Here is a 20436-nt window from a genome sequence, read left to right as displayed (position 1 = left end):
AACTGGGCTCAGCCCGCGCTCGGCGCCGGCCCTGTGCTCGCCCGTACCGTCAACTCCGGTGTGATCAGCACGACTTCGTCCTTGCCGCGTCCGTCGAGCTTGGCGACCAGATGTTCCACGGCGTGCCGACCCAACTCCTGCGCGGGGATGGCGACCGAGGTCAGCCGTACCGAGGCCTGGGTGGCGACCTGGTCCGGGCAGATCGCGATCACCGACACATCCTCGGGGACGGCGCGGCCCTGCCGGCGCAGCAGCGCGAGCAGCGGCTCGACCGCGGACTCGTTCTGTACGACGAAGCCGGTGGTGCCCGGGCGCTCGTCGAAGATCCGGGCGAGGGTCAGGGACATCGCGTCGTAGCCGCCCTCGCAGGGGCGGTGCAGTACGCGCAGGCCCAACTCCCTCGACCGGGACCGAAGTCCGTCGAGCGTGCGCTCGGCGAACCCCGTGTGCCGTTCGTAGACGGCGGGCGCCTCGCCGATGACGGCGATGTCACGGTGGCCGAGGATCGCCAGGTGTTCGGCACACAGCGCGCCCGTCGCGCCGAAGTCGAGGTCGACGCAGGTCAGTCCGGAGGTGTCGGCGGGGAGTCCGATGAGTACGGAGGGCTGGTCCGTCTCGCGCAGCAACGGCATCCGCTCGTCGTCGAGTTCGACGTTCATCAGGATCATCGCGTCGGCGAGCCCGCTGCCGGTGACCCGGCGTACCGCGTCGGGACCCTCCTCGCCGGTGAGCAGCAGGACGTCGTACCCGTGGGTGCGGGCGTTGGTCGCCACCGCGATGGCGATCTCCATCATCACCGGCACGTACATGTCCCTGCGGAGCGGGATCATCAGCGCGATGATGTTGGACCGGCTGCTCGCCAGGGCGCGGGCTCCCGCGTTCGGGTGGTAGCCCAGCTCCTGGATGCTCTGCTCGACCCGTTGCCGAGTGCCCAGGGAGATGGACCGCTTGCCGCTGAGGACATAGCTCACCGTGCTCGCCGAGACTCCGGCGTGCCGGGCGACCTCGGCGAGGGTGACCATCCAGCTCTCCAAGTTTGTGTGAAGCGCTTCGACAGTACGCGTTGCGGACAACGGCGTGTGAGGGTAGATCGACAGTAGCCCGATGGATGGTGGGTGTCCATGGATTATCGAAGCGCTTCGACGCATTTTCGGTGCCGCACTTGATCCAACCGTCCGTCCGCCCCCGGTGAGGATCCCCAATGCGATACCACCGCGAGCGCGTTGGGCCGAACGCTGCGCGAGGACTGGTGGGGTCACCCGGAATCAGGTAAATACGATCGAGTAGAACCGATCAGTAACGTGCGCCCCAAGATCGGTGAAATGGGCGCGCAAGATCGGGGTACCGGAGAGTACGAGACCGGTGCACGAACCCCTGTTCCCGATGCGCGGCGAGGTGACCCTCATGACCGCAACACCCCACCAGCCCACCGTCACCGAACGTGAGGCCCGGCAGGTCGCCGAGGCGGCGCGCGAACAGGACTGGCGCAGGCCGAGCTTCGCCAAGGAGCTGTTCCTCGGCCGCTTCCGGCTCGACCTGATCCACCCGCATCCGCTGCCGGCCGACGAGGACGCGCGGCGCGGCGAGGAGTTCCTCGCCAAGTTGCGCGACTTCTGCGAGACGAAGATCGACCCGGCGCTCATCGAGCGCGAGGCACTGATCCCCGACGAGGTCATCAATGGCCTCAAGGAACTCGGCGCCTTCGGTATGAAGATCGACACGAAGTACGGCGGTCTGGGCCTCACCCAGGTCTACTACAACAAGTCGCTCGCCCTGGTCGGCTCGGCGAACCCGGCGCTCGGCGCGCTGCTCTCCGCGCACCAGTCGATCGGCGTACCGCAGCCGCTGAAGCTCTTCGGCACCCAGGAGCAGAAGGACACCTTCCTGCCGCGCTGCGCCCGCACCGACATCTCGGCGTTCCTGCTGACCGAGCCGGACGTGGGTTCCGACCCCGCCCGCCTCGCGACGAGCGCCGTGCCGGACGGCGACGACTACCTCCTGGACGGCGTGAAGCTCTGGACGACCAACGGCGTCGTCGCCGACCTCCTCGTCGTGATGGCACGCGTGCCGAAGTCGGAGGGCCACAAGGGCGGCATCACGGCGTTCGTCGTCGAGGCGGACTCGGAGGGCATCACCGTCGAGAACCGCAACGCCTTCATGGGCCTGCGCGGCCTGGAGAACGGCGTCACGCGCTTCCACCAGGTCCGGGTGCCCGCCGCGAACCGGATCGGCCCGGAGGGCTCGGGCCTGAAGATCGCCCTGACCACCCTGAACACCGGCCGGCTCTCGCTCCCCGCGATGTGCGTGGGCGCGGGCAAGTGGTGTCTGAAGATCGCCCGCGAGTGGTCGGCGGCGCGCGAACAGTGGGGAAAGCCGGTCGCCTTCCACGAGGCGGTCGGCGCGAAGATCTCCTTCATCGCGGCGACGACGTTCGCACTGGAGGCCGTCCTCGACCTGTCCTCCCAGATGGCCGACGAGGACCGCAACGACATCCGCATCGAGGCCGCCCTCGCCAAGCTGTACGGCTCCGAGATGGCCTGCCTGATGGCCGACGAACTGGTCCAGATCCGCGGCGGCCGCGGCTTCGAGACAGCGGAGTCGCTGGCGGCGCGCGGGGAGCGGGCGGTACCGGCCGAGCAGGTCCTGCGCGACCTCCGTATCAACCGCATCTTCGAGGGCTCGACGGAGATCATGCACCTGCTGATCGCCCGCGAGGCCGTGGACGCCCATCTCTCGGTCGCCGGTGACCTCATCGACCCCGACAAGTCCTTCTCGGACAAGGCGAAGGCGGGCGCGAACGCCGGTGTCTTCTACGCCAAGTGGCTGCCGAAGCTGGTCGCGGGCCAGGGCCAACTCCCTCGCGCGTACGCCGAGTTCAACCAGGACATCGACCTCTCCCCGCATCTCCGCTTCGTCGAACGCAGCGCCCGCAAACTCGCCCGCTCCACCTTCTACGCCATGTCCCGCTGGCAGGGCCGTATGGAGACCAAGCAGGGCTTCCTGGGCCGGATCGTCGACATCGGCGCCGAACTCTTCGCGATGAGCGCGGCCTGTGTACGCGCCGAACTCCTGCGCACCACCGAGGAGCACGGCCGCGAGGCCTACCAACTCGCCGACGCCTTCTGCCGCCAGTCCCGCATCCGCGTCGATGAACTCTTCGGCCGGCTGTGGACCAACACCGACGACCTCGACCGCAAGGTGGTCAAGAACGTCCTGGCGGGCAGGTACGAGTGGCTGGAGCAGGGCGTCATCGACCCTTCGGGGGAAGGCCCTTGGATCGCCGACGCGACGCCCGGCCCAAGTAAGAAGGAAAACGTCCACCGCCCCATTCGCTGACCTTTTCCCCACGAACACACGGCAGCCCCATACGTCATTTCGCCGCTTGCCGCACCGATGCTGTGCGCCAACAATGAGTGGAATGGCGAACGAGCGTCCGCATTCTCCAGTGGGCCGACCGCTGGACAGGGATGCTCATGGACGCCGTTCAGTTGTGGGGGAATTCCCATGCCAGTCAAGGGTCTCGACGCCATCACCGGCAGGATCATGCGGGCCGGCGAGGGCCGGATGCTGCGCCGCCTGGAGCGCACAGCCGAACAGGTGGGCTCCCTGGAGGAGGACTTCAAGGAGCTGACCGACGAGGAACTCCAGTCGCTCACGCCGGAGTTCAAGGAACGGTACGCCGAAGGCGAGAGCCTCGACGACCTGTTGCCGGAAGCCTTCGCCGCGATGCGCGAGGCCGCGCGCCGCACTCTCGGCATGCGCCACTTCGACGTCCAGATCATGGGCGGTGCGGCGCTCCACCTCGGCAACATCGCCGAGATGCAGACCGGCGAGGGAAAGACCCTCGTCGGCACGCTGCCCGTGTACCTGAACGCCCTGACCGGCAAGGGAGTTCACCTCGTCACGGTCAACGACTACCTGGCCGAGCGCGACGCCGAGTGGATGGGCCGCGCCTACCGCTTCCTGGGTCTGACCGTCGGCGTCATCAAGACGCAGTCGACGCCGGCCGAGCGCCGCGCCCAGTACGCCTGCGACATCACGTACGGCACCAACACCGAGTTCGGCTTCGACTACCTGCGCGACAACATGGCCTGGTCGCAGGACGAACTAGTCCAACGGGGGCACCACTTCGCGATCGTCGACGAGGCCGACTCGATCCTCATCGACGAGGCACGCACCCCGCTGATCATCTCCGGGCCGGCCGACCAGCCCACGCACTGGTACGAGTCCTTCGCGAGGTTCGCCCTGCGGATGAAGGGCGTCCTGGTGCAGGAGGAGCAGTTCACCACGCCGACGGACAAGGACCGCCTCGCCGAACTGCGGACCCAGTACGACTACGAGTACGACCCCAAGAAGCGCACGGTGTCGATCCTGGACCGCGGAGTGGAGTACCTCCAGGACCAGTTGGGCATCGAGAGCCTCTACGAGTCCGACCACACCCCGCTCATCGGCCACCTCAGCAACGCCCTCAAGGCCAAGGAGCACTTCAAGAAGGACAAGGACTACGTCCTGGTGGACGGCGAGGTGCTGATCGTCGACGAGCACACAGGGCGCATCCTCGCGGGCCGCCGCTACAACGAGGGCCTGCACCAGGCCATCGAGGCCAAGGAAGGCGTGACGATCAAGGACGAGAACCAGACGCTCGCCACGATCACCCTGCAGAACTTCTTCCGCCTGTACGAGAAGCTCGCCGGAATGACCGGCACCGCCATGACCGAGGCCGCCGAGTTCCACCAGATCTACAAGCTGCACGTCGTCCCGATCCCCACCAACCGGCCGATGGTCCGCGTCGACGACCCCGACCAGATCTACCGCACCGAGGAGGCGAAGTACGCCGCGATCCTCGCCGACATCGGCGAGCGGCACGAGGCCGGTCAGCCGGTCCTGGTGGGCACCACCTCCGTGGAGAAGTCCGAGGTGCTGTCCGCGCGGCTGCGCAGGGAGGGCATCCGGCACGAGGTCCTCAACGCCAAGAACCACCAGCGCGAGGCCCAGATCGTCGCGCAGGCCGGACGCAGGGGCGCGGTCACCGTGGCCACCAACATGGCGGGCCGCGGCACCGACATCATGCTCGGCGGCAACCCGGAGGCCATGGCGCGCGCCGAGTCCGGCGAGGACACGACTCCCGAGGACCAACAGAAAGTCCTCGACCGGATCACCACCACGGCCGCCGCCGAACACGACGAGGTCAAGAGGCTGGGCGGCCTCTACGTCCTGGGCACCGAACGCCACGAGTCCCGGCGCATCGACAACCAGCTGCGCGGCCGCTCGGGCCGCCAGGGCGACCCGGGAGCCTCCCGCTTCTACCTCTCGCTCCAGGACGACCTGATGCGGCTGTTCCGCGCCAACGTGGTCGACCGCGTGATGTCCATGGCGAACGTCCCCGACGACGTACCCATCGAGAACAAGATGGTCACCCGCGCCATCGCCTCCGCCCAGGCCCAGCTGGAGCAGCAGCACTTCGAGTCCCGCAAGGACGTCCTGAAGTTCGACGAGGTCCTCAACCGGCAGCGCACCCTCATCTACGCCGAGCGCCGCCGGGTCCTGGCGGGGGAGGACCTGCGTGAACAGATCCTGCACTTCATGGACGACACCGTCCGGGCCTACATCGAGCAGGAGACGAGCGAGGGCTTCGCCGAGGAATGGGACCTGGAGCGGCTCTGGAGCGCCTTCAGACAGCTCTACCCCGTGCGGATCACCATCGAGGACCTGGAGGACGCCGCGGGCGACCGCGCGAGCCTCACCGCCGGCGAGCTGCTCGACGCGGTGACGGCGGACATCCACGCCCGCCACGAGGACCGCGAGGCCGAACTCGGCGCCGACGCCCTGCGCGACCTGGAACGCCTGGTCGTCCTCTCCGTCCTCGACCGCAAATGGCGCGAGCACCTCTACGAGATGGACTACCTCCGCGACGGCATAGGCCTGCGCTGGACGCTCGGCCGGGAGCCGATCGTCGAGTACGAGCGCGAGGGCTTCGACATGTACGGCGCGATGACCGAGGCCATCAAGGAGGAGTCCGTCGGCTATGTGTTCAACCTCGATGCCACGGCCCCGGCAGCCGAGACTCGGCGTGGGCCGACCGACGGACTTCACTTCACCGCGCCCACGCTGGACACGGCGGAGGGAGTCGTCGAGGGCGCCTTCGCCCCGGCCGACGCCGCTCCCGAGCTCTCGGAGGAGGCGCCCACGCGGAGCGGCGCCCGGCCCGCGAAGTCGAGGTCCAGGCGCCGCCGCAGGCGGTGACGCCGGGTCAGCAGGCCTTGTCGCTGGGATCCCGCGTCGTCCACGAGCACGAGTCGACCTTGCTGCCGTTCGCCTTGGTGAGCGTGGCGGTGTCGCTCGTGTTGTTCCAGATGTACCAGCTGCTGTTCTGATACCGGTGCGCGGCGGTGGCCGTGCCCTTGCCGGTGTGCACCTTGACGGTCTTGCCCGCCGCGATCTTGATGTTGGGGAAGGTGTACCTGTGGTTCGCGATGTCCTTCAGGATCCAGCCCTTGACCGAGATCGCCGTGGAACTGGTGTTCTTGAGCAGCACCCACTCGCCGTTGAGACTCGCGTTCGAACCCCGGTCCGAGCCTGGGCTGTCGAACCAGACCCGGTTGATGGTCACACCGCCGGCCGCATGAGCCGGAGTGCTGAGAAACGTGCCCGTCAGTGCCACGGCGCCCGCGAGAGCGGGCAGGGCAGCGCGTATCCGCATGAAGAAACCCCCCAGGGTGTTGTCCACCGGTCAGTCGTCCACCGATCCGGTGATGTAGTGCTATCACGTGATCTTCACGTTGGTTTCACAAAGGGTGAATTCAGTTCCTCTGCCGCACGGAGGTGCTAATGGGACCGGAAGCGGGGCGCGCTGTCCTGCCCGCGACGCATTGCGGCCACAATGGGGGAATGAGCGACAGTCCAGCGCCCCTCGCTGATCCGCATCTTGTCTTCGATCCCGTGGACGGAGTCCGGGATGTCGTGATCCTCGGCTCCACCGGCTCGATCGGCACCCAGGCCATCGACCTCGTGCTGCGCAACCCCGAGCGGTTCCGGGTCACCGGGCTCTCCGCCGCCGGCACAAGGGTCGGACTGCTCGCCGAGCAGGCCCACCGGCTACGCGTCCAGACGGTCGCCGTGGCGCGCGAGGACGTCGTACCGGCGCTGAAGGAGGCCCTCGCGGCGCGGTACGCCCCTGGTGAGGCTCTTCCCGAGATCCTCGCCGGGTCGGCCGCGGCCACCCACCTGGCCGCCTCCGCCTGCCACACCGTGCTGAACGGAATCACCGGCTCCATCGGCCTCGCGCCCACCCTCGCCGCCCTGGAGGCGGGCCGCACTCTCGCGCTCGCCAACAAGGAGTCGCTCATCGTCGGCGGCCCGCTGGTGAAGGCGCTGGCCAAGCCCGGCCAGATCATCCCGGTCGACTCCGAGCACGCCGCCCTGTTCCAGGCCCTCGCCTCGGGCACCCGGGCGGACGTACGAAAACTCGTCGTGACCGCTTCCGGGGGCCCCTTCCGGGGACGTACGAGATCCGAACTGGCCGACGTCACCCCCGAGGCCGCTCTCGCGCACCCCACCTGGGCCATGGGTCCGGTCATCACCATCAACTCCGCGACCCTGGTCAACAAGGGGCTCGAAGTCATCGAGGCGCACCTCCTCTACGACATTCCCTTCGAACGGATTGAGGTGGTCGTGCACCCGCAGTCGTATGTCCACTCGATGGTTGAGTTCACCGACGGATCCACGATCGCCCAGGCGACGCCCCCCGACATGGGCGGGCCCATCGCCATCGGGCTCGGCTGGCCCGAACGCGTACCCGACGCGGCGCCCGCCTTCGACTGGACCAAGGCGTCGAGCTGGGAGTTCTACCCGCTCGACACCGACGCGTTTCCGTCGGTCGCCCTCGCCCGGCACGTCGGGCAGCTCGCGGGGACGGCCCCGGCGGTGTTCAATGCCGCCAACGAGGAGTGCGTGGACGCGTTTCTGAACGGCTCACTGCCGTTTCTCGGAATCATGGAGACTGTGACCCGAGTGGTTGAGGAACACGGCACACCGGTTACGGGAACTTCCCTGACCGTCGCGGACGTCCTCGAAGCGGAGACCTGGGCGCGTGCCCGGGCCCGCGAACTGACGGCACAGACGAAACAGACAGCGCAGACGACAACCGCGGAGGCTCGTGCATGACGACCTTGATGATGATCCTCGGCATAGTCGTCTTCGTGGTCGGCCTGCTCATCTCGATCGCGTGGCACGAGCTGGGGCACCTGTCGACGGCCAAGCTCTTCGGTGTCCGCGTGCCCCAGTACATGGTCGGCTTCGGCCCGACCATCTGGTCGCGCAAGAAGGGCGACACCGAGTACGGCATCAAGGCGGTCCCGCTCGGCGGCTACATCCGCATGATCGGGATGTTCCCGCCCGGCCCGGACGGCAGGATCGAGGCCCGCTCGACCTCCCCCTTCCGCGGCATGGTCGAGGACGCCAGGTCGGCGGCCTTCGAGGAGCTCAAGCCCGGCGACGAGACCCGCCTCTTCTACACGCGCAAGCCGTGGAAGCGCGTGATCGTCATGTTCGCGGGCCCCTTCATGAACCTCATCCTGGCCGTCGCGATCTTCCTCGGCGTGATGATGACGTTCGGCATACAGACCCAGACCACCACCGTCGGTAAGGTCTCCGACTGCGTCATCCAGGGGAGCGAGAACCGGACGAAGTGCGCGGCCGGCGACGAGGCGGCACCCGCCAAGGCCGCAGGCCTCCAGGGCGGCGACAAGATCCTCGCGTTCAACGGCAAGGCGATCACGGACTGGTCGACACTCCAGTCCGACATCCGCGCCAACCCCGGCAAGGACGTCACGCTCACCGTCGAGCGCAAGGGCCAGCAGCTCGACCTCAACGCCCACCTGATCAAGAACCAGGTCAGCAAGAGCGACGGCGACGGCGGCTACGTCGAGGGCAAGTACGTGTACGCCGGCTTCCTCGGCTTCACGCCCGCCACCGGCATCGTCGAGCAGTCGTTCGGCCAGTCCGTGGACCGCATGGGCGACATGATGCAGAACGGCGTGGAGTCGCTGATCGCCCTGCCCAGCAAGGTCCCGGCCCTGTGGGACGCGGCCTTCGGCGACGGCCCGCGCGAGGCCGACTCCCCGATGGGCGTGGTCGGCGCCGCCCGCATCGGCGGCGACGTCTTCACCCTCGACATCCCGGCGTCGCAACAGGTCGCGATGATGCTGTTCCTGGTGGCCGGCTTCAACCTCTCGCTGTTCCTGTTCAACATGCTTCCGCTGCTGCCGCTCGACGGCGGGCACATCGCGGGCGCGCTGTGGGAGTCGCTGCGCCGGAACCTGGCGAAGGTGCTGCGGCGGCCCGACCCCGGCCCCTTCGACGTGGCCAAGCTGATGCCCGTCGCCTATGTGGTGGCCAGCGTCTTCATCTGCTTCACGATCCTGGTGCTCATCGCCGACGTAGTTAACCCGGTGAGAATCTCCTAGCAAGGCAGTGTTCGCGGCGGCCGGGCAGACTGACTGCCCGGCCGCTCGCCGTTGAGCGCGTCCGGCCGCTCACCAATGAGTGTGTCCGGCCGCCCACCAATGAGTGCGTTTACGAGCGGGATGTGCTCGGGCCCGTGCCGGTGCCGTAATCTCGAAGCCTGGAGCCCACGATTCCGGGACCTTGATCCACAACTTGGGGTTGCACAGCAGATGACTGCGATTTCTCTCGGCATGCCGTCCGTTCCGACCAAGCTGGCCGAGCGCCGCAAGACCCGGCAGATCCAGGTCGGAACCGTGGCCGTGGGCGGAGACGCACCCGTCTCGGTGCAGTCGATGACGACGACGCGTACGTCGGACATCGGCGCCACGCTTCAGCAGATCGCCGAGCTGACGGCGTCCGGCTGCCAGATCGTCCGGGTCGCCTGCCCGACCCAGGACGACGCCGACGCCCTCGCGGTCATCGCAAAGAAGTCCCAGATCCCCGTCATCGCGGACATCCACTTCCAGCCGAAGTACGTCTTCGCGGCGATCAACGCAGGCTGTGCGGCCGTGCGCGTGAACCCGGGCAACATCAAGCAGTTCGACGACCAGGTCAAGGAGATCGCGCGGGCCGCCAAAGACACCGGCACCCCGATCCGGATCGGCGTCAACGCGGGCTCGCTGGACAAGCGGCTCCTCCAGAAGTACGGAAAGGCGACGCCCGAGGCGCTCGTCGAGTCCGCCCTGTGGGAGGCGTCCCTCTTCGAGGAGCACGACTTCCGGGACATCAAGATCTCGGTCAAGCACAACGACCCGGTGGTCATGGTCAACGCCTACCGCCAGCTCTCGGCCGCCTGTGACTACCCCCTCCACCTCGGTGTCACGGAAGCCGGTCCGGCCTTCCAGGGCACGATCAAGTCGGCGGTGGCCTTCGGCGCGCTGCTGAGCGAGGGCATCGGCGACACGATCCGCGTCTCCCTGTCGGCTCCGCCCGTCGAGGAGATCAAGGTCGGCATGCAGATCCTGGAGTCGCTGAACCTCAAGCAGCGGCGCCTGGAGATCGTCTCCTGCCCGTCCTGCGGGCGTGCGCAGGTCGACGTCTACAAGCTGGCCGAGGAAGTCTCCGCCGGCCTCGACGGCATGGAGGTCCCGCTGCGCGTCGCCGTCATGGGCTGCGTCGTCAACGGCCCGGGTGAGGCCCGCGAGGCCGACCTCGGCGTCGCCTCCGGCAACGGCAAGGGGCAGATCTTCGTCAAGGGCGAGGTCATCAAGACCGTCCCCGAGTCGAAGATCGTGGAGACGCTCATCGAGGAAGCGCTGAAGATCGCGGAGCAGATGGAGGCGGACGGTATCGCCTCGGGCGAGCCGTCGGTGTCGGTGGCGGGCTGATTTTCTTCGCCCCCGCAGCCCCTACCCGTCCCGTACTTCCGGGGCTACGCCTCGTCTCAGCCTGTCAGGCGTTTGAGGACGAGGCCGTTCAGGCCGACAGCGGGGGTCTGGGGGCGCAGCCCCCAGATACGGGACGGTAAGGGGCGGAGGGGGCGAAATAACCTCCCCACCCCAACGGGGCGGCGCGCCACAACCGTGGCAGGTACAGTGCGGAGATCAGCAGATCCGTATGGTGAGGCCCCCGCACGTGTTGACGCAAACCACCACCAGGGTCCTCGAACCGAGTGACCTGGACGCCGCGCTCGCCGTCCTCGACCGCGAGCCGGTCACGAACGCTTTCGTCGCATCCAGGGTCCAGGTCGCCGGCCTCGACCCCTGGCGCCTCGGCGGCGAGATGTGGGGCTGGTACGAGGACGGCATGCTGCGCTCCCTCTGCTACGCGGGCGCCAACCTGGTGCCGATCTGCGCGACCCCCCGAGCCATCCGCGGCTTCGCGGACCGCGCCCGCAGGGCCGGCCGCCGCTGCTCCTCGATCGTCGGCCCCGCCGAGGCCACCGCCCAGCTGTGGCGACTGCTCGAACCGAACTGGGGCCCCGCCCGCGACGTCCGCACGAACCAGCCCCTGATGGTCACCGACCGGCTCCCCGCCGACATCGCCCCGGATCCGTACGTCCGCCGCATCCGCAAGGACGAGATGGAGACGATCATGCCGGCGTGCGTGGCGATGTTCACCGAGGAGGTCGGCGTCTCGCCGCTCGCCGGTGACGGCGGGCTGCTCTACCAGGCCCGCGTGGCCGAACTCGTCGGCTCCGGCCGCTCGTTCGCCCGCCTCGACCGACACGGCAAGGTCGTCTTCAAGGCCGAGATCGGCGCCGCCACGACACAGGCCTGCCAGATCCAGGGAGTCTGGGTCGCCCCCGAATACCGGGGACAGGGACTCGCGGCCCCGGGGATGGCAGCGGTCCTGCGCTACGCCCTCGCGGACGTCGCCCCGGTCGTCAGCCTGTACGTGAACGACTTCAACACGGCGGCCCGTGCCGCCTACCGGCGCGTGGGTTTCCAGGAAGTCGGCGCGTTCATGAGCGTGCTGTTCTGAGACCCGGACCACCCCTGTGGGGCGTGTCTCACATCTCTGACATCGATTGACATTAGTGAGCCTTATGAACCATAAAGGAAATGCTTTGGTTTAAGCTTCACGCAGCGTAGGACTCTCGCAGCGCGACAGCTGACGAGTCCCTACGCGAATGAGTGGTCCCATGTCCCTGATCGCCCGTGCTCCCGCCGAGCCGTCCCAGGCCTGGGAGGCTTGGCGCGACGATCGCCACCGCTCCGTCACCGCCCCCACCGGGAACCTCGCTCTCGTCGAGACCCGCTGGCTGCCCGCCGGTGAGCTGCCCGACCTCGACGCCGCCCGCTCGGGGCAGCCCGACTCCGTGACCGTCAGCACCGTCCGGCGCACCGACACGGTGAGCGGCGAGCCCGAGCACGGCCTGCGTTTCTGGGACGCCGAGTCCCCGGCCATCGCCCACTTCGAGCGCACGGACGTCTTCCCGTACGACCCGGCCTGGGTCCTTGAGGCCACCTACACCCCGGTCGAGGACGGGCGCCGCGTCGCCTTCGAGCACCTCCGCGACAACGGCGGCACCCGCGACCTCGTCGTCCCCGGTGACATCGCCCTCACCGTGGACGGCACCGCGTACACGCTCTCCGCGTTCGACGACGACGGCACTCTGCTGCTGGTCTTCGGCGACCCCACCAACGGGGACACCACGTACGGCGCGGGCCGGTTCCTCTTCGTCGAGCACATCGGCGAGGGGCGCGTGCGGCTGGACTTCAACCGTGCCTTCGTGCCGCCCTGCGGCTACTCCGATCAGTACAACTGTCCGATGCCGCCGCGGCAGAACCGCTTCCACCTGCCCGTAGCGGCCGGCGAGAAGCTCCCGGTCTTCCGCGACGGCTTCGCCGACACCCACTGATCGACCTCGCCGCAGTCCTCGTACCGCATGACTCACCCGTACAAAGGCAGCTTCATGAAGATCCGCAAGAAGTCCCTGTCCGCCGGCGTGCTCACCATCGCCCTCGCCGTGACCCTCGCCGCATGCGGCGGCTCGAACAGCAACTCCGGTTCAAGCAGCGGTGGTTACGACAAGAATGCCACGGTCAACATCGGCTCGCAGTACGAGCCGCAGAACCTCGACAACACCGCGGGCGGCGGCCAGGGCGTCACCGAGGCCCTCAACGGCAATGTCTACGAGGGCCTGTTCAAGCTCACCGACGACGGCAAGGTCGAGAAGCTGCTCGCGCAGGACTACAAGGTCAGCGGCGACGGGCTCACCTACACCTTCATCCTGCGCGACGGCGTGAAGTTCCACAGCGGCAAGACGCTCACCAGCCAGGACGTGAAGTACAGCCTGGAGAAGGTCATCGCGAAGGACTCGCAGTCCGCGCGCAAGAGCAACCTCGAGGTCATCAAGGACATCGCCACGCCCGACGCGAAGACCGTGCGGGTCACGCTGTCACAGAAGTCGATCTCCTTCGTCTACAACCTCTCGTACGTCTGGATCATCAACTCCGCTGCCAAGAACCTGAAGACGACCGAGGACGGCACCGGGCCGTACCAGCTGGACAAGTGGACGCACGGTTCCGCGCTCAGCCTCGACCGGTTCGCCGGCTACTGGGGTACCGCCGCCACGAACAAGCAGGTCGTCTACCACTACTTCAAGGACGCGACCGCGCTCAACAACGCGCTCCTGACGAACGCCGTCGACATCGTGACCAGCGAGCAGTCGCCGGATGCCCTCGACCAGTTCAAGAGCAACTCCAACTACAAGGTCAACGACGGCAATTCGACGACCAAGCTGCTGCTCGCCTTCAACGACAAGGCCGCGCCGTTCACGAACGTCAAGGTCCGTCAGGCGGTGTCGTCCGCCATCGACGACAAGAAGCTCCTTGAATCCGTGTGGGGCGGCTACGGCAAGGAGATCGGGTCGATGGTGCCGCCCACCGACCCCTGGTACGAGGACCTGACCGCCGTCAACGCGTACGACGTCGACAAGGCCAAGGAGCTTCTGAAGGAGGCCGGTTACGAGAACGGGTTCAGCTTCACGCTCGACACCCCGAACTACGACCCGCACCCCACCGCCGCCACCTTCATCAAGTCGGAGCTCGCCAAGGTCGGCATCACCGTCAAGATCAACACGATCACGCCCGACGAGTGGTACACGAAGGTCTACCAGAACCACGACTTCACGGCCACGCTCCAGGAGCACGTCAACGACCGCGACCTGGTCTGGTACGGCAACCCCGACTTCTACTGGGGCTACGACAACAAGCAGGTCACCGAGTGGGTCAAGCAGTCCGAGGAGGCATCGACGACCGAGCGGCAGACCGAGCTGCTCAAGAAGGTCAACGTCAAGACGGCCGAGGACGCGGCGAGCGACTGGCTGTACCTGTATCCGCAGATCGTCGTCGCGAACAGCAAGCTGTCGGGCTACCCGCTCAACGGCCTGAACTCGCAGTTCTTCGCGTACGACATCAAGAAGAACGGCTGACGCGGCCGCCCATGGTTCGGTACATCCTGCGGAGACTGGTGTTCCTCCTCGTCTCCTTGGCCCTCGCGAGCATCGTGCTCTTCGTGCTGCTCCGCATGCTGCCCGGCGACCCGGCGAACGCGCTCACCGCGGTGGGCGCCTCGCCGGACCAGATCGCCGCGGCAAGGCATTCGATCGGCTCCGACAAGCCGCTGCCCGAGCAGTTCGCCCACTGGACAGGTCAGTTGGCGCGCGGCGACCTCGGTACGTCGTTCGTCAGCTCGCTGCCGGTCGGGCCCGAGGTGTCGCAGCGCCTGAACGTGACGCTGCCGCTGACGCTCTCGGCGTTCGTGCTCGCCGTCCTCGTCGCCGTGCCCGCCGGGTTCGTGGCCGCGTACAAGAGGCGGACCTGGTACGGCGCGCTGCTCAGCGGCGTCTCCCAACTGGGCCTCGCCGTACCCGTGTTCTGGCTCGGAATGATCCTCATCGCCGTCTTCGCCCTGAACGCGGGCTGGCTGCCCTCGGGCGGCTTCCCGCAGGACGGCTGGGACGCCCCCGGCGAGGCCGTACGGTCCCTGGTCCTGCCGGTGCTGACCGTGGCGCTCGTGATGTCCGCGTCCCTGATCCGCTACGTACGGTCGGCGACGCTCGACGTCCTGGACAGCGAATATCTGTGTACGGCAAGGGCGTTGGGCTCGTCGTTCGGCCGTGCCATGTGGCGGCACGGACTGCGCAACGCGTCGGTCCCCGTGATCTCGATCCTCGGCATCGAACTCGCCTCGACACTGCTCGGTGCGGTCGTCGTCGAGTCCGTGTACGCGCTGCCCGGCCTCGGCTCCATGCTCGCGACCGGCATCGCGCAACACGACTACCCCGTCATCCAGGGCGTCCTGTTCGTATCGACGCTCGCCGTGCTGCTCATCGGCTTCGCCGCGGACCTGGTGCAGCGGATCATCGACCCGCGGCTGCGCGGCCGGCTCTCGGGGGGTGGGATGCGGTGAAGCGCCGCTCACTGACGTTGTGGACGGGGTGCGTGCTCGCGGGTCTCGTCGTACTGCTCGCGCTCATCTCGCTGTTCTGGCTGCCGTACGACTCCGATGACACCTCAGGTGGACGGCTCGAAGGGCCCGGCGGCGGGCATCTGCTCGGCACGGACAAGCTGGGCCGCGACCTGTTCACGCAGCTCATGACCGGAGCGCGGATCGCCCTCGAATCCGGGATCGGCTCGGTGGCCATCGCCGCCGTCCTCGGCGTCTGCCTAGGGATCCTGGCCGCGTTCGCGCAGGGCTGGTTCGACGACACGCTCTCCGCGCTGCTCGACATCCTCATCGCGTTCCCGACGCTGCTGCTCGCCATGCTGATCGTCGCGGCGCGCTCGGCGACGCTCGGCTCCGCGGTGCTCGCGATCGGCCTGGCGCAGAGCGCGGTGGTGGCGCGCCTCACCCGGATCCTGGTGAAGCGGGTCCTCTCCCAGGACTACATCACGGCGTCCCGTACGTCGGGCACGTCCTGGTCGCGGATCGTCGTCGGGCACGTCCTGCCCAACATCTGGCCGACACTCGTCGTGAACCTGGCTCTCCAGTTCGGCCTCGCGGTGCTCGCGGAGGCCGGCCTCTCCTACCTCGGACTCGGCGTGCCGCCCCCGAACGCCTCATGGGGCCGCATGCTCCAGGAGGCACAGGCGACCTTCACGACGGCGCCCGCGGGCGCCCTGGCGCCGGGCATCGCGCTGGTGCTGCTCGTCATCGGCGTGAACCTGATCGCGGACGGGCTGCGGGACACGCTCGATCCGGCGGTTCGGCGAGAGAAGGCGACGGCATGAGCGAGCTGCTTTCGGTGCGCGATCTGACGATCCGTACGAGCGAGGGGCGCGCCCTCGTCTCCGACCTCGGTTTCACCGTGGCGCGGGGCGAACGACTCGGCCTCATCGGCGAATCGGGCTCGGGCAAGTCCCTGACGACCCTGGCCGTCCTCGGTCTGCTGCCCCGCGGACTGACCGCCACCGGCAGCGTCGAGCTCGACGGCACGCAGATCGTCGGCGCGAGCGAGAAGCGGCTCGTGGGCGTGCGGGGGAGCAGCGCGGCCGTCGTCTTCCAGGAGCCGCTGACCGCCCTGGACCCGTTGATGCGGGTGGGGCGGCAGATCGCCGAACCGCTGCGCAGACGGCGCGGGTTGAAGGGCGCCGAACTGCGTCGCGCGGTGACCGCGGCCCTCGAACAGGTGCGGCTGCCGGAGTCGGCCCGCATCGCCCGTGCCTTTCCGCACGAGATCTCCGGCGGGCAGCGCCAGCGCGTCGCCCTCGCCATGGCGCTCGCCTGCGACCCGGCGCTGCTCATCGCCGATGAGCCGACCACGGCGCTCGACGTCACGGTCCAGTCGGAGATGCTCGACCTGATCGACGCGCTGGTCCGCGAGCGGGACATGGCCGTCCTGTTCGTCAGCCACGACCTGGCGGTGGTGGCCCGGGTGACGGACCGGGTTCTCGTGATGAAGGACGGGCGTGCGGTGGAGTCCGGAGACGTGGGCGACGTCGTGCGCGCGCCGCGCGAGGCGTACACGAAGACGCTGGTGAACAGCGCACGCCGACTGGAATCGGCGCTCGACCTGGGAGGCCCGCGATGACGACCCCTGTCCTCGAGCTGGACGCGGTGTCCTACGCCTACCGCGGAAGCGGTGCGTCGCCCGTCGTCTCGGACATCTCCCTCGCCGTCGAGATCGGACAGAGCCTCGCGCTCGTCGGGGAGTCGGGAGCCGGCAAGACGACGCTCCTGCGAGTGCTGCTCGGGCTCGCCCGGCCCACGTCCGGGGCGGTGCGCTTCGACGGGGACCAGCTGAAGCTGCGCGACCGTGAGCAGATGAAGCGGTTCCGGCGGAGCGTGCAATGCGTTTTCCAGGATCCGTACGCGTCGTTGGACCCGCGGCAACGGGTGCGGCGCATCGTGGCCGAGCCGCTGCGCTCGCTCGGGGTCGCGTCGGGCGCGGAGGCCGACCGGCTCGTCGCCGAGGCGCTCGAACGGGTGGGACTGCCGGCGGACACGAAGGACCGCTACCCGCACGAGTTCTCGGGCGGCCAGCGCCAGCGCATCGCCATCGCGCGGGCCACGGTGTGCGACCCGAGGGTGCTCCTCGCCGACGAACCGGTGTCGGCGCTCGACGTCACCACACGAGTGAAGGTGGTCGACCTGCTGGCCGAGCTGAAGGAGTCGGCGGGCCTGACGGTCGTGATGGTCTCGCACGACCTGTCGGTGGTGGCGGCACTGTGTGAGCGCACCGCGGTGCTGGAACGCGGGCGGGTGGTGGAGTCGGGGACGACGCGTTCGGTACTGGGTGCGCCGCAGCACGGGTACACGCGCCGACTGCTGTCGAGCGTGCCGCGGCTGCCGGTGGCCGATTGATGCCGTTCCGCTTGTGAGCCACGGCTGTGGGCAGACGTCTCTTGGTATGCCGCCCTTGGACCGCCCGCCGCTGTGGGTGGGTGTTCCGCAGACCGATGGGGTGCCCTCCCCTGTTCGGGCGCAGCCGAAGGCTTGGGGGAGGGTGGGCACAGCCCCCGGTGCGGTGTAACAGTGCTCCGGCGTGGCGTAATAGTGCTCCGATGTGGCATAACAGTGCGCCGGACGGCGACCCCGGCAGGCCTCGACAACGGCCGGCGCCGACCCCGACGCAGCCCGAAAGACCCTGGCGCCGGGTGCCAACTCGGCAGGCCCGCGCCCCGAGGTAGTCTCCCGGCATGCCGCACCCAACGGACGACGTCACCCTCGGCCCCCTCGACCTCGCGAACCGTGTGGACGAGGCGCTCGCCGTCCAGGCCCTGGCCTTCGGACTCGGCGCCGACGAGATCGCCGTACGACGCCAGATCGTGCTGCGGCACCTGAGCTATCCGGGGGCCCGCGCGCTCGGCGCCACCACGGTGGACGGACGGCTCGTCGGCTTCGTCTACGGCATGCCGAACGACCGTACGCACTGGTGGTCCACCGTCGTAGAGCCGTATCTGCGGGGCCAGGGCCAAGACGGCTGGCTCGACGACTCCTTCGTGATCACCGAACTGCATGTGCACCCGCACTACCAGAACCGCGGTGTCGGCCGCGCACTGATCACCACCATCACGGACGCCGCCGCCGAACCCCGCTCGATCCTCTCCGCCATCGACACGGACAGCCCGGCCCGCGGCCTCTACCGCTCACTGGGATACGAGGACCTGGCCAGGCAGGTTCTGTTCCCCAGCGCGCCGAAGCCGTACGCGGTGATGGGCGCCCCGCTGCCGCTGCGGCGCCGCTGACGGGACAAACGGATTTCCGGGGACGGCGGGCCCCCGGCTAACCTCCTTGCCATCACCCTTGAGCAGCAGGAGTCAACAATCATGGCCCAGGTCCAGCGCATGTCCCGTTTGATGGTCAAGACACTGCGTGACGACCCGGCGGACGCGGAGACGCTCAGTCACAAGCTGCTGGTCCGCGCCGGCTATGTGCGCCGTACCTCCGCGGGCATCTGGTCCTGGCTGCCGCTGGGCAAGAAGGTCCTCGACAACGTCTCCCGGGTCGTGCGGGAGGAGATGGACGCCATCGGCGCGCAGGAGGTCCTCCTCCCCGCCCTGCTGCCCAAGGAGCCGTACGAGGCCTCCGGCCGCTGGGAGGAGTACGGCGACCTGCTCTTCCGGCTCAAGGACCGCAAGGGCGCGGAGTATCTGCTCGGTCCGACCCACGAGGAGATCTTCACCCTCCTGGTGAAGGACCAGGCGTCCTCGTACAAGGACCTGCCGATCATGCTCTACCAGATCCAGACGAAGTACCGGGACGAGGCTCGCCCGCGCTCCGGCGTGCTGCGCGGCCGCGAGTTCCAGATGAAGGACTCGTACTCCTTCGACACCACGGACGAGGGCCTCGCGGAGTCGTACGCCCTCCACCGCGCCGCGTACCAGAAGATCTTCGAGCGCCTGGGCCTCGACTACCGCATCGTGTCCGCCGTCTCGGGAGCGATGGGCGGCTCGGCCTCGGAGGAGTTCCTCGCGCCCGCCGCCGCCGGCGAGGACACCTTCGCGGACTGCCCGGCCTGCGACTACGCGGCCAACACCGAGGCGGTCACCTTCGCGCTGGCGCCCGTGACCGGCGAGCACGGCCCGGTCGAGGAGCTGGACACCCCCGACACCCCGACCATCGAGACCCTCGCCGAGCACCTCGGCGTCCCCGCCTCCGCGACCCTCAAGAACCTCCTGGTCAAGGTCGACGGCGAGATCGTCGCCGTCGGCGTCCCCGGCAACCGCGAGGTCGACCTCGGCAAGCTGGGCGAGCACCTCGCGCCCGCCGTCGTGGAACTGGTGACGGCCGAGGACTTCGAGGGCCGCGAGGATCTCGTACGGGGCTATGTGGGCCCGCAGGGTCTGGAGAAGGTCCGCTACATCGCCGACCCGCGCATCGCCCCCGGCACCGCCTGGATCACCGGCGCGAACAAGGTCGACACCCACGCGAAGAACGTCGTCGCCGGCCGCGACTTCGAGGTCGACGACTACCTCGACGTCGTCGTGGTCGAGGAGGGCGACCCCTGCCCGTCCTGCGGCACCGGCCTCAAGCTGGACCGTGCCATCGAGATCGGCCACATCTTCCAGCTCGGCCGCAAGTACGCCGACACCTTCCAGCTCGACGTCCTCGGCCAGCAGGGCAAGCCCGTCCGCGTGACCATGGGCTCGTACGGCATCGGCGTCTCCCGCGCTGTCGCGGCCCTGGCCGAGCAGTCGGCGGACGACCAGGGGCTGTGCTGGCCCAAGGAGATCGCCCCGGCCGACGTGCACGTCGTCGCGGCGGGCAAGGCGCTCCAGACCGAACTGGCCCTCGAAGTCTCCGAGAAGCTCGGCGCCGCGGGTGTCCGTGTCCTGGTCGACGACCGGGCCGGTGTCTCCCCGGGCGTGAAGTTCACGGACGCCGAACTCATCGGTGTACCGCAGATCCTGGTCGCCGGGCGGCGCTCGGCCGAGGGCGTCGTGGAACTCAAGGACCGCCGCACCGGCGAGCGCGAGGAGCTGACTGTCGACGAGGCGATCGCCCGCCTGACGGCGTAGCTCGCGATTGCTTGCTCCTCGA

General features: G+C 68.5%; 16 protein-coding genes. 14 read left to right on the top strand and 2 right to left on the bottom strand.

From position 1 onward, the window contains the following. Positions 1–8: 8 nt before the first annotated feature. Positions 9–1022 (bottom strand): LacI family DNA-binding transcriptional regulator, encoded by a 1014-nt coding sequence (locus tag AB0N66_RS04605; RefSeq protein ID WP_365428637.1) that lies wholly within the window; start codon positions 1020–1022, stop codon positions 9–11. A 382-nt stretch (positions 1023–1404) separates the two neighbouring features. On the opposite strand from AB0N66_RS04605, the gene AB0N66_RS04600 reads away from it, so the two are divergent. Continuing rightward, positions 1405–3336 (top strand): acyl-CoA dehydrogenase family protein, encoded by a 1932-nt coding sequence (locus tag AB0N66_RS04600; RefSeq protein WP_365428634.1) that lies wholly within the window; start codon positions 1405–1407, stop codon positions 3334–3336. Positions 3337–3504: 168 nt separating this feature from the next. Next, on the top strand, positions 3505–6243 hold the full coding sequence (gene secA / locus AB0N66_RS04595; protein WP_365428631.1) for a preprotein translocase subunit SecA: 2739 nt from the start codon (positions 3505–3507) through the stop codon (positions 6241–6243). A gap of 7 nt (positions 6244–6250) precedes the next feature. On the opposite strand, the gene AB0N66_RS04590 is transcribed toward secA, so the two are convergent. After that, on the bottom strand, positions 6251–6700 hold the full coding sequence (locus AB0N66_RS04590) for a lamin tail domain-containing protein (protein ID WP_365428628.1): 450 nt from the start codon (positions 6698–6700) through the stop codon (positions 6251–6253). Between the two features lie 188 nt (positions 6701–6888). On the opposite strand from AB0N66_RS04590, the gene dxr reads away from it, so the two are divergent. From dxr to AB0N66_RS04530, 12 genes are all read left to right on the top strand, one after another. Next, on the top strand, positions 6889–8163 hold the full coding sequence (gene dxr / locus AB0N66_RS04585) for a 1-deoxy-D-xylulose-5-phosphate reductoisomerase (RefSeq protein WP_365428625.1): 1275 nt from the start codon (positions 6889–6891) through the stop codon (positions 8161–8163). Beyond that, positions 8160–9464: a site-2 protease family protein gene (locus AB0N66_RS04580; RefSeq protein WP_365428622.1), complete on the top strand. Its 1305-nt coding sequence runs from the start codon at positions 8160–8162 to the stop codon at positions 9462–9464. Before dxr ends, AB0N66_RS04580 begins: the two co-directional genes overlap by 4 nt. Before the next feature lie 210 nt (positions 9465–9674). Next, complete coding sequence (ispG, locus tag AB0N66_RS04575) at positions 9675–10832, top strand: flavodoxin-dependent (E)-4-hydroxy-3-methylbut-2-enyl-diphosphate synthase (RefSeq protein WP_365428619.1); 1158 nt, start codon at positions 9675–9677, stop codon at positions 10830–10832. A 247-nt stretch (positions 10833–11079) separates the two neighbouring features. Beyond that, entirely contained in the window at positions 11080–11928 is an 849-nt protein-coding gene (locus tag AB0N66_RS04570; protein ID WP_365428617.1) for a GNAT family N-acetyltransferase, read from the top strand. 160 nt (positions 11929–12088) lie between these two features. Further along, positions 12089–12808 (top strand): DUF1684 domain-containing protein, encoded by a 720-nt coding sequence (locus tag AB0N66_RS04565; protein ID WP_365428614.1) that lies wholly within the window; start codon positions 12089–12091, stop codon positions 12806–12808. A gap of 54 nt (positions 12809–12862) precedes the next feature. Next, on the top strand, positions 12863–14383 hold the full coding sequence (locus AB0N66_RS04560; protein ID WP_365428611.1) for an ABC transporter substrate-binding protein: 1521 nt from the start codon (positions 12863–12865) through the stop codon (positions 14381–14383). Between the two features lie 11 nt (positions 14384–14394). Beyond that, positions 14395–15363, top strand: a complete 969-nt coding sequence (locus AB0N66_RS04555) for an ABC transporter permease (protein WP_365428608.1) — start codon at positions 14395–14397, stop codon at positions 15361–15363. Next, a complete protein-coding gene (locus AB0N66_RS04550; RefSeq protein ID WP_365428606.1) occupies positions 15360–16184 on the top strand; it encodes an ABC transporter permease in 825 nt (274 codons plus the stop codon). Before AB0N66_RS04555 ends, AB0N66_RS04550 begins: the two co-directional genes overlap by 4 nt. After that, positions 16181–16984 (top strand): ABC transporter ATP-binding protein, encoded by an 804-nt coding sequence (locus AB0N66_RS04545; RefSeq protein ID WP_365428603.1) that lies wholly within the window; start codon positions 16181–16183, stop codon positions 16982–16984. Before AB0N66_RS04550 ends, AB0N66_RS04545 begins: the two co-directional genes overlap by 4 nt. Then, positions 16981–17757, top strand: a complete 777-nt coding sequence (locus tag AB0N66_RS04540) for an ATP-binding cassette domain-containing protein (protein ID WP_365428601.1) — start codon at positions 16981–16983, stop codon at positions 17755–17757. The genes AB0N66_RS04545 and AB0N66_RS04540 overlap by 4 nt, the downstream gene beginning before the upstream one ends. Positions 17758–18092: 335 nt before the next feature. Beyond that, entirely contained in the window at positions 18093–18641 is a 549-nt protein-coding gene (locus AB0N66_RS04535) for a GNAT family N-acetyltransferase (RefSeq protein WP_365428598.1), read from the top strand. 81 nt (positions 18642–18722) lie between these two features. Next, the gene (locus tag AB0N66_RS04530; RefSeq protein WP_365428596.1) at positions 18723–20414 is read left to right on the top strand and encodes a proline--tRNA ligase; all 1692 of its coding nucleotides are present in this window, start codon (positions 18723–18725) and stop codon (positions 20412–20414) included. Positions 20415–20436 lie beyond the last annotated feature (22 nt).

The sequence above is a fragment of the Streptomyces sp. NPDC093544 genome, assembly GCF_040683495.1.
In the GTDB taxonomy this organism is placed as follows: domain Bacteria; phylum Actinomycetota; class Actinomycetes; order Streptomycetales; family Streptomycetaceae; genus Streptomyces.
Note: the sequence above shows the minus strand (reverse complement) of the source record. Positions and strands in the feature narration are given on the sequence as shown.